Genomic DNA, 14,234 nt, shown 5'->3' with positions numbered 1-14,234 from the left:
TCGCGATTTGTACGGTCGCGGACAGAGCCGGCGCGCCTAGTCTGAGGAAGTCGATTGATGTCAGCTCGCGTTGCCGAGACCCGCGGCGCGGAGAGCCTGGACCAGCCGGTCGGTCAGGTCGGCCGGATATTTCCGCTCGACGAAGGTCGCGCGCGGATCGGCGGCAAATTTAGGGAACTCGGTGTTCAGCTCACCTAGCAGCGTGCTGACCAGATGGTCCTGTCCGGCAGCCTTGGCGCCGATCAGCCGCGCCGCAAGATAGTGCGATTTCGTTGCCGTCGTTCTCAGTGCCATGCTGGCCGCGACCGCCTTGTTCATGTTGCCGAGCATGAATTCGCCGACGAACAGCCCGTAGTCCCACCATGTCGAGTGGCCGCTGAAGGTCTCCGCCGCATGGGCCAGGATCGGCGTTCCTTCCGCGTATCGACCGGCGAAGATCAGCCCGTAGCCGTAGGCTGCAGCCATGCCGAGATCGTAGGGATTGAGTTCATAGGCCTTGCGCATCCAGCGGATCGCTTCGTCCGTATTGCCGAGACGCGAACTGACATAGCCGTAGGAGCGGTGCGCATAAGGGCTGGTCGGCCCCATCTGCACGCCGCGATGGGCAAACTCCACGGCCTTTTCAATCGTCGCATTCGGCGGATAGGCATAATGATCGGAGACCGCCTCGAGCTGCAGAGACGCGAGTTCCGAATAGACGAGCGAGGATTTCGCCCCGCCATTGACCAAATTTTCGAGGCAGCGATAGGCAGCCTCATGGGTTCTGGCGTTCTGGTCGAGATAATATTTGTCATTGAGCAGAAGGCATTGCGTCAGGCCATTTGGTGCGCCGGTCTGCTCGATATAGTTGTAGATCGTGCCCGAGGCCGGAAGCGCCGAACTCAGCATGTCGGCGATACGGTCTTCGACCGCGGCCGGTGCGCTGTCGGCAGGGGTCAGATTGCGCGAAAGAAGCACCCGTCCGGACGCCATGCTTTGCAGTTCGATCGTGATATCGCCAGCGTTCGGACCAGGCAGGATGTCGAAGATGAAGCTGGTGGCATCGTCGGCCGGATCGGTGGCTGTGTCGCGGCCGATGAAATCGATCGTATCGAAGCCGCTCAGGCCGGCGCGCAGCGAGGCGGCGACGCGGCTGGCGTCGGTGCCTTCGGCCTTGACGTCGATATAGACCAGCGGCAGGGCGTCGGCGGTTGCCGACGGCGCGATGCTGCTGGTTGCGCCGGCGGTCTCGAGGGTCGCCGACATGTCGCCGCCGCCGGTCAGCAAGGCGCTGCTGCCCTGACGAAGGATCAGCAGGCCCGGCATGGCGATGACCAGGGCGAACGCCATCCAGAAGAAGCGGAGTTGGCGCACCACCGAGGGGGTGGGCTTCGCGAAAGCCGGCGACACCGCATCCGGCATACCCGTGGTGGCCTCGTTGGCCCGATCGGCGGACGTGGCGCCATCCAGCCTGAGTTCGGGGACAGCCTCAGCCGGCAACCGGATCTCATTCAGTTCATAGGCAGGGACATAGCCGCCTCGCGGAATGGCGATGCGGACCGGCTCGGCAACGCCTTCATTGGCAAAATAATGCTGCAGAAGCTCGCGCAGCCTGCCCGCCTGAACCCGCACCACGGCATCGGTGGACGGATCGAAATCGCCGTCCTTGCCGAAGACATCCATGGCGATGGAGAAGCCCTTGAGCCTGTCGGCTTCGCCGGCTTGTTCGCGTTCGACAAGGTAGCGGAGCAACTTGCGCGCGCGTTCAGATCGCCCGAACGTCTGGCTGGCAAGAAGTCGCTCCAGTGTCTCGCGCACTGCGGGGGCGGCAGGCGTGGCATGCTGCAAGTGTCGATCCTCTCGAAGTCGGCACAGGTTGAGGCGCGATCATATAGTTCCCGCACCGCCACACAAGTATGCAGCCATTATGCGATCACGTACCCCACCGGATAATTCTTCGGTGGTTAATGATGCGAAGGGTCGGAACCGATCACCGAATGGGGAGGGTTCCGACCTTCGTTCTGTTCGTGCGTCAACCGGCCTTTTTGACGACGATGCGGTTCGCCGCCGACATCACCGCTTCCAGCGAGGCGGCGACGATGTTGGTGTTGATGCCGGCGCCGAACAGCTTGCCATCAGGATGTTCCATCTCGACATAGGAGATGGCCGAGGCGTTCGAGCCGCGCTGCATCGAGTGCTCGGAATAATCGAGCACCGACATCTCGATGCCGAGATGACGCGAGAGCGCATCGACGAAGCCGTCGATCGGGCCGGTGCCGGTGCCGGTAATCGTCACCTCCTTGCCGTTGTCGACGATGATCGCCTCGACGACGCGGCGGCCCTTGGTCTCGGTGCTGGGATAGGTGTGGTGGTCGAGGAATTTCAGCCGCGCGCGCGGCTGGTCGACATAGGTTTCGAGAAAGCGCTCGTAGATGCGCCTGACCGGCACTTCCTTGCCCTCGGCATCGGTGATCGCCTGGATTTCCTGGCTGAACTCGATTTGCAGATTGCGCGGCAGGTTGAGGCCGTAATCGGCCTGCAGCACATACGCGATGCCGCCTTTGCCGGATTGCGAGTTGATGCGGATGATCGCTTCGTAGCTGCGGCCGACATCGGCCGGATCGATCGGCAGATAGGGCACTTCCCACAGGCTCGTGTTGGCCTTCTTCAGCGCCTTCATGCCCTTGTTGATGGCATCCTGGTGCGACCCGGAAAAGGCGGTGTAGACGAGCTCGCCGACATAGGGATGGCGCTCGGGGATCTTCAGCTGGTTCGAATATTCGTAGACATCCTTCATCCGGTTGATGTCGGAGCAGTCGATCCCCGGATCGACACCTTGCGTGTACATGTTGAGCGCCAGCGTGACGATATCGACATTGCCGGTGCGCTCGCCATTGCCGAATAGCGTGCCTTCGACGCGGTCGGCGCCGGCCATCAGGCCGAGCTCGGTGGTGGCGATGCCGGTGCCGCGGTCATTGTGCGGATGCAGCGAGACCAGCAGGTTCTCGCGGTTGTCGAGGTTGCGGCACATCCATTCGATGCGGTCGGCGTAAATGTTGGGAGTCGACATCTCGACCGTCGACGGCAAATTGATGATCAGCTTGTTGTCGGGTGTCGGCCTGACGATCTCGGTGACGGCGTTGCAGATCTCCAGCGCCACTTCGAGTTCGGTGCCGGTAAAGCTCTCCGGAGAATATTCGAAACGGTAGCCGCCGCCGGCCTTGGCCGCCATGTCGGTGATCATCTTGGCGGCGTCGGTGGCGATGCGCTTGATGCCGCCGACGTCCTTTTCGAAGACGACGCGGCGCTGCAACTCGCTGGTCGAGTTGTAGAAATGGACGATCGGGTTGGTGGCGCCCTTGAGCGCCTCGAAGGTGCGGGTGATCAGTTCGGGCCGGCACTGCACCAGCACCTGCAGCGAGACATCGGCGGGTACGTTGCCTTCCTCGATGCACCAGCGGGCGAAGTCGAAATCGGTCTGCGATGCCGACGGGAAGCCGATCTCGATTTCCTTGAAGCCCATGTCGAGCAGCAGGCCGAACATGCGCGCCTTGCGCTCATGGCCCATCGGATCGATCAGCGCCTGGTTGCCGTCGCGCAGGTCGACCGAGCACCAGATCGGCGCCTTGTCGATGACCTTCGAGGGCCAGGTGCGGTCGGTGAGGCCTACTGTGGGGTAGGGTTGATATTTGCGGGCCGCGTCCGGCATGCCCCGGGCTGCCTCGGGCGCGCCCTTTGCCGCATCCTTGCCGGCTACCGCGGCATTGGAGCGGATCTCTTCTCGTGCGTTCATCGTCGTTTCTCCGGGCGGCTCATGGATCCATCCCCAGATGGATTGATGGCGAGCGGCGCCTTTACCAGAATTTCGTTCGCTTGATGTGACGTGCCAATTTTGTGACTGGCCAAGGAGCATGCGCTTGCGCGGCGGTTCGACCGCCGGGCGCTCCTTCAGCGAACCCGGCGATCGCCGATAAGGCCGAGAAGAAGCAGGGTCGAGGCCAGCGCGCGCACGGTCTCGCCGGAAAAACCGGTCGGACGGGAAGCGTTGGTGGCGCGCGTGTTCATGGCGGTTCTCATACAGGAGCGGCTTGTGGGAGGCAAGTGGGGCCGCAGGGCGGACCGGGTTTCTGTTGGAAATCATCCCTGACATGTGCGCTCTTCCCCACGCGCAGCAAATGCGCCAGACTTGGCCTTGTCGGGATCACTATCGGCAGGGGGGTCATCCATGAATTTCGTGTTCTTCTCGCCGCACTTTCCCGTCAATGGCGCGGATTTCTGCGACCGGTTGAAGAAGGCCGGGGCCAGGGTGCTGGGTATCGGCGACGCACCCTATGAGGCGCTCGACGGCAAGCTGAAGGCGGCGCTCAGCGAATACTACCGTGTTGCCGACATGGAGGACTACGATCCGGTGTTCCGGGCGATGGGGCATTTCATCCACAAATGGGGCCGCATCGACCGCTTTGAATCGCTCAACGAGCACTGGCTGGAGCTGGAAGCCAACATCCGCACCGACTTCAACATCTACGGCACCAAGCTCGATTTCGTGAAGAATTTGAAGCGCAAGAGCCGCATGCGCGCCTTCTTCCGCAAGAGCGGCGTCGACACCATCGCGCAACGCAAATGCTCCGACAGGGCCGGCGCCATGACCTTCATCCGCCGCGTCGGCTATCCGGTGGTGGTCAAGCCCGACAGCGGCTCTGGCGCCTCGAACACGTTCAAGATTTCCAACACTGGGGAGCTCGACCAGTTCTTCAGGGACAAGCCCGAGGATGTGACCTTCGTCATGGAGCAGTTCATCGAGGGGCTGGTGGTGACTTTCGATGGGCTGGTCAACCGCGATGGTGAGGTGGTGCTGGCCGCCAGCCACCGCTATGACCAGAGCGTCATGGAGGTGGTCAACAAGGATCGCCACATGAGCTACACCTGTTTTCCCCGGATCAGCCCTGCGGTCGAGGAGGCCGGCCGCAAGATCCTGAAGGCGTTCGACGTGCGCGAACGATTCTTCCACATCGAGCTGTTCGAGACCAAGGACGACCGCGTCATCGCGCTGGAGGTCAACATGCGTCCGCCCGGCGCCTGGATGACCGATGCCATCAACTACACCTTCGACATCGACGTGTACGGAGCTTGGGCCGATATGGTGGTGAAAGATGCCGCCGGCGGGCCGTACGAGGGCAAGTATTTCACCGCCTATGCCAGCCGCAAGCGGCGCCTCAGCTATTTGCACAGCCATGAGGACGTGCTAGCCGCCCATCGCGACAAGATCGTCCACCATCAGGCCATCGAAGAGGTTTTCAGCCGCGCCATGGGAAATTACGCCTACCAGATGCGCTCGAAGGACGAAGCGGCGCTGCGCGAAGCGGTCGCCTACATCCACGCGGAAAAGGCGTGAAGCGATGGACGTTTCCTATCACAAGACTTTCGCCCGCAATCTCGGCCGCGACATGGAATACAAGCGCTACGGCCATGCCGGCCGGCCGGTGGTGGTGTTCCCGACCTCGCAAGGGCGGTTCTACCAGTTCGAGGATTCCGGCGGGGTCGGCGCGCTTGCCGAGTTCATAGACACCGGCCGCATCCAGCTGTTCACGGTCGACGGCATCGATTCGGAATCCTTCTTCGACCAGCATGCCGACGCCGCACATCGCATTGGCCGGCACGAGGCCTATTTCCGCTATGTGCGCGAGGAGGCGCTGCCGGAAATCGTGTCCACGGCCGCGCAGGCCAATGGCGGACGCAAGCTGAAGCCGCTGTTCTCAGGCTGCTCGATGGGCGGCTACCATTCGTCGAACTTCGTCTTCCGCTTTCCCGAACTCGCCAGCGGCGTCATCGCGCTGTCGGGCGTCTATTCGGCCCGCGACTTCTTCGGCAAGACGCTTGAAGGCGACATCTTCTACAACTCGCCGCTCGACTATCTGCCCGGCATCGTCGATCCCAAACTGCTTGCCCGCCTGAAGGCGCTCAGGCTGATCTTCTGCTGCGGACAGGGCGCCTGGGAGGAACGGATGCTGGTCGAGACGCGCAAGCTGGAACAGATCCTGCGCGACAGGTCCATTCCCGCCTGGGTCGACTATTGGGGCGGCGATGTCAGCCACGACTGGCCGTGGTGGCACAAGCAACTGGTCTATTTCTTCGGTCGCTGGCTTGACGACGATCTGATGCACAGACTGGACTAAGGTGCGGGCGAATGACCACACCAGAACCCATCCGTCGCTTTATCGAGGCCACCAATAGAGGCGATACCGAGGCCTTTCTCGACGCGTTCACATCAGACGCCTCGTTGAGTGACTGGGACCGGTCTTTCCGGGGCCGCGAGCAGATCGCGGATTGGAACCAGTCGCGCGAAACGGCAGTCAGTCATGGCGGGCCAGGAAGGCCTCGGTGACAGCCATGCAATCCTGCCTTTCCTCGACATGCGGCATGTGGCTCGATAGCGGGAAGACATGGCCCTCGACCGTGGGAACTTGGTCGAGGAAGGGCTGGACACAGGCCGGCGTGGCTTCATCGAAAAAGCCGCGAAAGGCCAATGTCGGCGCTTCGATCAGCGGCAGCCGGTCGATGATCGTCCAGTCGCGCATGGTGCCGACGACGTGGAATTCGTTGGGACCGTTCATGGTGTGATAGACAGTGGGATCGGCGTCGATGGCTGCAAAGGTGCGCTCCACTTCCGCCGGCCAAGGCACGACACGGCAGACGTGCCGGTCGTAGAACGCCCGGGTCGCCGAGAGATAATCGGGATGGTCAGTCGTGCCGTCCGCTTCGTGGCGATCGAGCGCCTGCCGCACCGCCGCCGGCAGCTCCGCGCGCAGCTGCCCGGCGCCTTCGACCCACAGCTTCATCGAGGCAAGCGAGTTGGCGAGCACCAGTGCCTTGAGGCCCGATGGCCGGCGCACCGCGTGCTCGGCGGCGAGCATGCCGCCCCAGGATTGGCCGAGCAGGGCATAGCGCTCCTTGATGCCCAGATGGGCAAGCAGCGCATCCAGTTCGCCAAGGAAGAATTCGACCGTCCAGAAGTCGCCGCCCTTGTCCGGCAGATGGGTGGATCGGCCGTTGCCGATCTGGTCGTAATGGATCACGGCGCGGCCGAAGCCGGCAATGTCCTTGAAGCTGTCGACATAGTCGTGGGTGCAGCCGGGCCCGCCATGGGCAACGACCAGCGGCAGCCTGGCGGAGCCCAGGTCTCCCGTCACACGGTACCAGGTCCTGTATTGCCCGTAGACGCTGAAACCTTCCGATATTGCAAGATCGTCCATCGTGTCCCTCCGCCTGGCTGGCTCGGCGGCGACCGCCGATCAGCGGTCTCCGACGTTGTTCACGGCAAAGGGTATAGAGGCGGACCGGCAGCCGACCAGCTAGCAATAACGTTAGTTTTGGCTGTGCTGGCGGGACAGGTTCTGGCCCTGGCTGATCGGTCCGAGCAACCGGTAGTGGGCCGCCAGGGCGATGGCGTGGAAGCGGTTGCGAGCGCCGAGCTTGCGGCTGGCGGCGTTGAGATGCAGCGTCGCGGTCGGCACGCTGCGGCAGATCTCATGGGCGATCTGCTTGGCCGTCAACCCGCAAGCCGCCAGGCTCAGGCACTGGCGTTCCCGCGATGTCAGGTGGAAATACTGGCTTGTCCTGGTGCGCTGGTCGAAGCCGGCATAGACGCAGTCATGGAACAGGTGGCCAAGGTCGCCAATGCCAGGCAACATCATCTGTGCCTCGGCTTCGAAATTCGGCTCCGGATCGAGGCGGATCGCGGTGAAGGTAGCGAGATCGCCGCCGTCGAAGCGGATGGGCACCGTCACGCCGCATGTCATCTTGGTGTCCAGGAGGTAGCCTACCACCGGATCATGCTTGCGCTGGAGGATGCGCCGCATGACCGGACTCTGCGACCCGTTGTGCGACCACAGGAACGGTCGTGACACCGCGAGCGCCGCCTCCTGCACCGGATCGAGCTGATAATAACCGCCCTTGCACCAGAGGTCCTGCATACCCGACGGCACGTTGGCGAGCGCCATCAGCGAAGGCGTGATCAATTCGCCGTCATGGCTGACCGGGACGGGCGTATAGTCGTAGATCAGCGAGGTGAAGCCGGCGGGCGCAAGCACACGCATCGCCGCCGCCATCGCTGCGTCGACATCCATCCCTATGTGAAATTCAGTTTCGAAATCGCCGGACACGCCCTGCATGAGCAAAAGCTTACTCGCCAGCCAATGTTTGTCAAACGGGCATGTTCACCAAATGCCCAAGAAATGAGCAATGCGCGATCACGGCTTGTTGTCCGCGACGCGTCCGCGTGCCAAAACTATCTTAATTCACAGCTATCCCGCCGGGTTTCGCGCGCCATAGGCTGTGTACGATGGATCACGGTCCGGCGTGTGCCTGGCGCACGTTGCGGATCACCCACTTTCCCTAGAGGAGCAAGACGATGCGATCCCGGAAGGTTTTTAGCGCAATGATGGCCGGTGTCGGCCTAGCTGGCCTCATGCTGATGGCGCCCATCACCGGTGCCGCCGCACAGGAAGGCAAGGTCGGCGGAACGCTCAAGCTTCTCGCCAACGCCGCTGCCGGCACGATCGATCCGCACATCAACTACACGTTGCAATATTTCCAGATCAACTACATCCTCTATGATGGGCTGGTGACCTTCCGCAAGACCGGCGACAAGACCGGTTTCGAGGTGGTGGCAGACTTGGCCGAGAGCTTGCCCAAGCCTGAAGACGGCGGCAAGAAATACGTCTTCAAGCTGCGCAAGGGCATCAAGTTCGCCGACGGATCGGACCTGACGACGGCCGATGTGGTGGCATCGTTCCAGCGCATGTTCAAGATCAGCGGCCCAACCACGGGCACGCTCTACAACGGCATTGTCGGCGCCGACAAATGCCTCAAGACGCCGGCAACCTGCACGCTCGAGGGCGGCGTCGTCGCCGACGAGGCGGCAAGCACCGTGACCTTCAATCTGGTGACTCCCGATCCCGATTTCCTGCAGAAGATTTCGATCCCGCATGCGGCGATCCTGCCCACTCAGGCGCCTCTCAAGGATTCCGGGACCGTGCCCATCCCCGGCACCGGGCCCTACATGATCGCCAGCTACGATCCCAACAGCCTGCTCAAGATGGTGCGCAATCCGCATTTCAAGGAATGGAGCAAGGAGGCGCAGCCGGCCGGATATCCCGACGAGATAGACTATGGCTTCGGTCTCACGGACGAGGCGGCGGTCACCGCCGTGGAGAACGGCCAGGCCGACTGGATGTTCGATCCGCCGCCGGCGGACCGGTTGGCGGAACTGGGCACCAAATACGCCAAGCAGGTGTCCGTGCATCCGCTGACGGCGATGTGGTATGCGCCGATGAACACCAATCTCGCGCCCTTCAACGACATCCGCGTGCGGCAGGCCGTCAACTACGCCATCGACCGCGCGGCCATCGTCAAGCTGTTCGGTGGCAGCAATCTGGCGCAGCCGTCGTGCCAGATCCTGCCGCCGAATTTCCCGTCCTACGCACCCTATTGCCCGTTCTCGGCCAATCCTGGCGAGAAATGGTCCGCACCTGACCTGGAGAAAGCCAAGGCGCTGATCGCCGCCTCCGGAACGGCCGGCCAGGAGGTGACGATCATCACCGAGGACACCGAGGTGTCGAAATCGATCGGCGTGTATCTGCAGGATGTGCTGAACGGCCTAGGCTACAAGACCTCGGTCAAGCCAATCTCCCAGAACATCCAGTTCACCTACATTCAGAATACCAACAACAAGGTGCAGATTTCCATCTCGCAGTGGTTCCAGGATTATCCGGCGCCTTCGGATTTCCTGCAGGTGTTGTTCAGCTGCGCCTCGTTCACGCCCGGCTCGGACGCCTCGGTCAACATCTCCGGCTTCTGCGACAAGTCGATCGACCAGAAGATGAGCGAGGCCCAGACCGGCATGATCGCGGATCCGGCCAAGGGCGCGCAGCTGTGGACCGCCGTCGACAAGGCGGTGACCGACGCAGCGCCGGTGGCCGTGCTCTTCACGCCCAAGCGTGTCGACCTGATCTCGCCGCGGCTGAAGAATTTCGTCTTCAGCCCGCAATTCTACTGGATCATGAGCCAGTCTTGGGTCGAGTGATCGGGGGTTGAGTGATCAGGCCCAATCCGATCCGCGGCGGAGCGATGCCCAATCCTCCGCCGCGGTTGCATTTCCCGCCGATCTGAAATTCATACCCATCATGGACAATACGAGTGGCGGGCAAGCGCTGGTTCGGAGCCGCCGGGGCGCCGAGGGGCCATGGCGCACGGCGTGGCGCAAGCTCAAGGCCGATCGGGCCGCCATCATCGCGTTCGGTGTGCTGGTGCTGATCACTGCTGCTTGCCTGGCGGCCCCCCTTTACGCCCGCCATGTGGCGCGGACCGATCCTTTCGCCACCAATCTCAATGGCGAGATCGTCATCAACGGCGAGACCAGGCAGGTGCTGGAGCCTTCGACCGAGGGGCTCGGTCTGGGGTTCACGCCGCTCGGGCCGACCTGGGATTTCGGGCCCTATATGCTGGGCGCCGACAATCAGGGCCGCGATGTCGCCGCGCGCCTGCTCTACGGCGGGCGCAATTCGCTGCTGATCGCCGGCGCCGCGGCGGCGATATGCCTTGGCCTGGCGACACTGCTCGGCGTCGTCTCCGGCTTCTTCGGCGGGCTGGTCGATACCTTGCTGTCGCGCATTCTCGATGTGCTATGGGCGTTTCCCATCTTCCTGCTGGCGATTTCGCTGTCGATCGTGCTGATCACGCAAAGCATCACCATCGGGCCGATCGAAATCCGCTCCGGCAGTCTCTGGCTGCCGACCTTCATCATCGGCATCGTCTACGTCCCCTATGTCGCCAGGCCCATCCGCGGTCATGTCCTGTCGCTGATGCAGGCTGAGTTCGTCACGGCGGCGATCGGCATAGGTGCGTCGCCCTGGCGCATCCTGTTGTATGATATCCTACCCAACGTGATCACCCGGGTCATCGTCTTCGTGCCGCTCATCCTGGCGCTGAACATGATGACCGAATCCTCGCTATCCTTCCTGTCGATCGGCGTGCAGCCGCCCGACGCCAGCTGGGGAACCATCATCCAAGACGGACAGGGGCTTCTCTATTCGCGCCCGATCGTCGCCCTGGGGCCGGGGCTGGCAATCGTCATCTGCGTGCTGGCGCTGAACATATTGGGCGACGGGGTGCGCGACGCGCTCGACCCGAAATCCTCGATAAGGGTCGCCTGATGCTGACGGCGCTCCTGTCCAGGCTGGGTCAAATGGTGCTGGTGATGTTCGGCATCAGCGTCGTCGCCTTCCTGATCTTTTTCGCCACCCCTGGCGCCGACCCGTCGGCGCGCATTGCCGGGCGCAATGCATCGCAGGAGACGCTGGTCCAGGTACGGCACGATTTCGGCCTCGACCGGCCGCTGCCTGTCCAATACGCGCTGATGATGGAGCGGCTCTTCATCAGCCGTGACCTCACGTCCTTCGTCAATCGCGGCCAGAGGGTCGTCCCAACGGTGCTCGAGGCGATCCCGATCACCTTGTCGCTGGTGCTTGGCGCTGCAGTCCTGTGGCTTCTCGGCGGGTTGATCGTCGGCGTGATCGCCGGGGCGACGCGCGGCACGTGGCTCGACCGGACGCTGATGATCCTCAGCCTGATCGGCGTGTCGATCCCGGTCTTCTGGCTGGGCGAAGTCGCCAATCTGGTCACACAGAGCCGCTGGCACGACAGCTGGCTGTTCTCGTGGGTGCCGCCGCTCGGCTATATTCCCTTCACCGAAGATCCCTGGGGCTGGTTCAAGGCGCTGGTCATTCCCTGGTTCACGCTCGCCACGCTCTACATCGGGCTGTACGGCCGCGTGCTGCGGGCCTCGATCATCGAGACCATGCAGGAGGATTTCATCCGGACCGCGCGCGCCAAGGGCATCGGCGAACGGCGGGTGTTGATGCATCATGGGCTCAGAACCTCGCTCGTCGCCTTCGTCACCATGTTCGGGCTCGATTTCGGCGCCCTGGTCGGAGGCGGCGCCTTGCTGACGGAGGTGGTCTTCGGCCTGCAAGGAGTCGGCAAGCTCACCTATGGGGCCTTGCAGACGCTCGATCTGCCGATGATCCTGGCGACAGTCATCTATGCCTCGTTCTTCGTGGTCATGGCCAATTTCATCGTCGACGTCGCCTTTGTCTTCATCGATCCGAGGGTTAGAGATGCCCACTGACAAGCCGCTGCTGGTCGTCGAGAACCTTTGCGTCTCGTTCCGTACGGAGGGTGGCGTGGTGCCTGCCGTCAGCGGCGTCTCGTTTTCGCTCGAGCGGCGCGAAATCATCGGCGTCGTCGGTGAAAGCGGCTCGGGCAAGAGCCAAACCTTGCTTGCCATCCTGGGACTGATCAGCAGCCCCAATGCAGTCGTCACCGGGTCAGTCCGTTTTCTCGGCCAGGAGTTGCTGGGGCTCAAGCGCCGTGCGCTCGACGCCGTTCGCGGCCGGCAGATCGCGATGATCTTCCAGGATCCAATGACGGCGCTGACACCGGTCCATACGATCGGCAACCAGATCATCGAGCAGATCCGCGCGCATGAGAGTGTGTCGCGCACTGCCGCGCGCAAGCGGGCGGTGGACTTGCTCGACGCGGTTGGCTTGCCGAGCCCCGACAGTGCCGTCGACCGCTACCCGCACCAGCTGTCCGGCGGCATGCGCCAGCGCGCCGTGATCGCCATGGCGCTGTCGTGCAATCCGGCGCTGCTGATCGCCGATGAGCCGACGACGGCGCTCGACGTGACAGTCCAGGCGCAAATCCTGGAGCTGATCGCTCGATTGCGCGATGGGTTCGGATCCGCCGTGATCCTGGTCACCCATGACCTCGGCGTGGTCGCCGAAGTCGCTGATCGCGTGCTGGTGATGTATGCCGGGCGCGTTGTCGAGGAGGGCGGCAAGGGGCAGCTTTTCCGCGAGCCGCTTCACCCCTATGCGTGGGGCCTGTTCGGTTCGATTCCGCCGATGCACGGCCCACGTCCCGCGCGGCTGACGGCCATTCCCGGCAGTCCGCCGAAACTGAGCCAGATGCCGCAGGGCTGCGCCTTCGGGCCGCGCTGCACGTTCCGGCATGAAGCCTGTGCCGCGCAGCCTTCGCTTGGCGGCGCGGGAGGACACCGGTCGGCCTGTTTTCTTCCGCAGGATGGGCGCCAGGATCTGCGCCGGACGCTCGCCGCCAGGGCCGTCCCGGCATGACCGAGACCAGGCCTAAGCCGCTGGTGCGGACCAGCGATTTGTCGAAACACTATCCGGTTGGGCGCTCGCCCTTTCAACGGCGGATCGTCCATGCCGTGGAGCAGATCTCGCTCGACATTTTTCCGGGCGAGACGCTTGGCATCGTCGGCGAGTCGGGCTGCGGAAAATCGACGCTGGGGCGCTGCCTCGTCCGGCTCACCGAAATCACCTCAGGGTCGCTGGAATTCGGGGGCCGGGACATAACGAAGGCCTCGCAACGGCAGCTTCGGCCGATACGCCGCCAGATGCAGATGGTGTTTCAGGACCCGGCCGCCTCGCTCAACCCACGCCGTCGCGTCGGCGATCTCCTGGCCGACCCGTTCCGCGTGCATGAAAAGCTGTCGCGATCGGAAATGGCGGATCGCGTCGAGGATCTGCTGGTCCGCGTCGAACTGCTTCCCGAGCATGCCCAGCGCTTTCCGCATGAATTCTCGGGTGGACAGCGCCAGCGCATCGGCATCGCGCGCGCGCTGGCGCTGCGGCCGCGGTTGATCGTTGCCGACGAACCGGTATCGGCGCTGGATGTGTCGATCCAGGCGCAGATCATCAACCTGCTTGCCGATCTGCGCGACGAGTTCAACCTGACCTACGTGTTCATTGCCCATGACCTCTCGGTGGTCAGGCAGTTCTCGTCGCGAGTGGCGGTGATGTATATGGGCTCGATCGTCGAAACCGGACCGGTCGACGCTGTCTTTTCGGCGCCGCGCCATCACTACACCATAGCACTTCGCTCGGCGGTGCCGGTTCCCGACGTCGACAACCGGCCGGCCCAGCGGATCATGCTCAAGGGCGATTTGCCAAGCCCGCTCGATCCGCCGTCAGGATGCCGTTTCCATACGCGCTGCGTGGCGGCGACTTCAGTATGCCGCCACGAACGCCCCGTGCTTTCGCTCGTCGACAAGGACCACTTCGTCGCCTGCCACCATCCGAGGAGGGGCTAAAGCATGATCCCGAAAAGTGGAGTTCGGTTTTCGCTGGAGATCGTGCTCAAACAGTAGGATAGAGCCATATCCCGATTTCATC

12 protein-coding genes are annotated in these 14,234 nt (G+C 63.0%); 8 read left to right on the top strand and 4 right to left on the bottom strand.

Annotation, left to right across the window (positions count from 1 at the left end; genetic code table 11):
* Positions 1–60 precede the first annotated feature (60 nt).
* Positions 61–1,827, bottom strand: a complete 1,767-nt coding sequence (locus HNQ71_RS22015) for a tetratricopeptide repeat protein (protein WP_184874733.1) — start codon at positions 1,825–1,827, stop codon at positions 61–63.
* A 184-nt stretch (positions 1,828–2,011) separates the two neighbouring features.
* Positions 2,012–3,688 carry a 2-isopropylmalate synthase gene (leuA, locus tag HNQ71_RS22010; protein WP_184874874.1) on the bottom strand — a complete coding sequence of 559 codons (1,677 nt, stop codon included), beginning with the start codon at positions 3,686–3,688 and terminating at the stop codon, positions 2,012–2,014.
* Positions 3,689–4,204: 516 nt separating this feature from the next.
* Between leuA and HNQ71_RS22005 the strand changes: the two genes are divergently transcribed.
* From HNQ71_RS22005 to HNQ71_RS21995, 3 genes are read left to right on the top strand one after another with little or no spacing between them, the layout of a single operon-like run.
* Positions 4,205–5,371 (top strand): ATP-grasp domain-containing protein, encoded by a 1,167-nt coding sequence (locus HNQ71_RS22005; RefSeq protein ID WP_184874732.1) that lies wholly within the window; start codon positions 4,205–4,207, stop codon positions 5,369–5,371.
* 4 nt (positions 5,372–5,375) lie between these two features.
* Complete coding sequence (locus HNQ71_RS22000) at positions 5,376–6,152, top strand: esterase family protein (RefSeq protein WP_184874731.1); 777 nt, start codon at positions 5,376–5,378, stop codon at positions 6,150–6,152.
* Positions 6,153–6,163: 11 nt separating this feature from the next.
* Positions 6,164–6,361 (top strand): nuclear transport factor 2 family protein, encoded by a 198-nt coding sequence (locus HNQ71_RS21995; protein ID WP_184874730.1) that lies wholly within the window; start codon positions 6,164–6,166, stop codon positions 6,359–6,361.
* On the opposite strand, the gene HNQ71_RS21990 is transcribed toward HNQ71_RS21995, so the two are convergent.
* Positions 6,330–7,229 (bottom strand): proline iminopeptidase-family hydrolase, encoded by a 900-nt coding sequence (locus tag HNQ71_RS21990; protein WP_184874729.1) that lies wholly within the window; start codon positions 7,227–7,229, stop codon positions 6,330–6,332. The two genes, HNQ71_RS21995 and HNQ71_RS21990, sit on opposite strands and share 32 nt — an antisense overlap.
* A gap of 111 nt (positions 7,230–7,340) precedes the next feature.
* Complete coding sequence (locus tag HNQ71_RS21985) at positions 7,341–8,102, bottom strand: helix-turn-helix transcriptional regulator (RefSeq protein ID WP_246461767.1); 762 nt, start codon at positions 8,100–8,102, stop codon at positions 7,341–7,343.
* A 284-nt stretch (positions 8,103–8,386) separates the two neighbouring features.
* Here HNQ71_RS21985 and HNQ71_RS21980 point away from each other — a divergent pair, with 284 nt between their 5' ends.
* The 5 genes from HNQ71_RS21980 to HNQ71_RS21960 all read left to right on the top strand — a co-directional run bounded on the left by HNQ71_RS21980 (position 8,387) and on the right by HNQ71_RS21960 (position 14,152).
* Positions 8,387–10,060 carry an ABC transporter substrate-binding protein gene (locus HNQ71_RS21980; RefSeq protein ID WP_184874727.1) on the top strand — a complete coding sequence of 558 codons (1,674 nt, stop codon included), beginning with the start codon at positions 8,387–8,389 and terminating at the stop codon, positions 10,058–10,060.
* 100 nt (positions 10,061–10,160) lie between these two features.
* Positions 10,161–11,189, top strand: a complete 1,029-nt coding sequence (locus tag HNQ71_RS21975; protein WP_184874726.1) for an ABC transporter permease — start codon at positions 10,161–10,163, stop codon at positions 11,187–11,189.
* Positions 11,189–12,163, top strand: a complete 975-nt coding sequence (locus HNQ71_RS21970) for an ABC transporter permease (RefSeq protein WP_184874725.1) — start codon at positions 11,189–11,191, stop codon at positions 12,161–12,163. Before HNQ71_RS21975 ends, HNQ71_RS21970 begins: the two co-directional genes overlap by 1 nt.
* Positions 12,153–13,172 carry an ABC transporter ATP-binding protein gene (locus tag HNQ71_RS21965; RefSeq protein ID WP_184874724.1) on the top strand — a complete coding sequence of 340 codons (1,020 nt, stop codon included), beginning with the start codon at positions 12,153–12,155 and terminating at the stop codon, positions 13,170–13,172. The genes HNQ71_RS21970 and HNQ71_RS21965 overlap by 11 nt, the downstream gene beginning before the upstream one ends.
* Positions 13,169–14,152, top strand: coding sequence for an ABC transporter ATP-binding protein (locus HNQ71_RS21960; RefSeq protein ID WP_184874723.1), 984 nt, complete (start codon positions 13,169–13,171; stop codon positions 14,150–14,152). Before HNQ71_RS21965 ends, HNQ71_RS21960 begins: the two co-directional genes overlap by 4 nt.
* Positions 14,153–14,234 lie beyond the last annotated feature (82 nt).

Origin of the sequence: Mesorhizobium sangaii (assembly GCF_014207355.1) — a bacterium.
Taxonomy (GTDB): domain Bacteria; phylum Pseudomonadota; class Alphaproteobacteria; order Rhizobiales; family Rhizobiaceae; genus Mesorhizobium; species Mesorhizobium sangaii.
Note: the sequence above shows the minus strand (reverse complement) of the source record. Positions and strands in the feature narration are given on the sequence as shown.

Bases quoted from the DNA above. Each gene is read 5' to 3' on its own strand.
- HNQ71_RS21985 (WP_246461767.1), bottom strand. From the start codon at position 8,102: ATGGATGTCGACGCAGCGATGGCGGCGGCGATGCGTGTGCTTGCGCCC.
- HNQ71_RS22000 (WP_184874731.1), top strand. From the start codon at position 5,376: ATGGACGTTTCCTATCACAAGACTTTCGCCCGCAATCTCGGCCGCGAC.
- HNQ71_RS21980 (WP_184874727.1), top strand. From the start codon at position 8,387: ATGCGATCCCGGAAGGTTTTTAGCGCAATGATGGCCGGTGTCGGCCTA.
- HNQ71_RS21960 (WP_184874723.1), top strand. From the start codon at position 13,169: ATGACCGAGACCAGGCCTAAGCCGCTGGTGCGGACCAGCGATTTGTCG.
- HNQ71_RS21965 (WP_184874724.1), top strand. From the start codon at position 12,153: ATGCCCACTGACAAGCCGCTGCTGGTCGTCGAGAACCTTTGCGTCTCG.
- HNQ71_RS21990 (WP_184874729.1), bottom strand. From the start codon at position 7,229: ATGGACGATCTTGCAATATCGGAAGGTTTCAGCGTCTACGGGCAATAC.
- HNQ71_RS21995 (WP_184874730.1), top strand. From the start codon at position 6,164: ATGACCACACCAGAACCCATCCGTCGCTTTATCGAGGCCACCAATAGA.
- HNQ71_RS21970 (WP_184874725.1), top strand. From the start codon at position 11,189: ATGCTGACGGCGCTCCTGTCCAGGCTGGGTCAAATGGTGCTGGTGATG.
- HNQ71_RS22005 (WP_184874732.1), top strand. From the start codon at position 4,205: ATGAATTTCGTGTTCTTCTCGCCGCACTTTCCCGTCAATGGCGCGGAT.
- leuA (WP_184874874.1), bottom strand. From the start codon at position 3,688: ATGCCGGACGCGGCCCGCAAATATCAACCCTACCCCACAGTAGGCCTC.
- HNQ71_RS21975 (WP_184874726.1), top strand. From the start codon at position 10,161: ATGGACAATACGAGTGGCGGGCAAGCGCTGGTTCGGAGCCGCCGGGGC.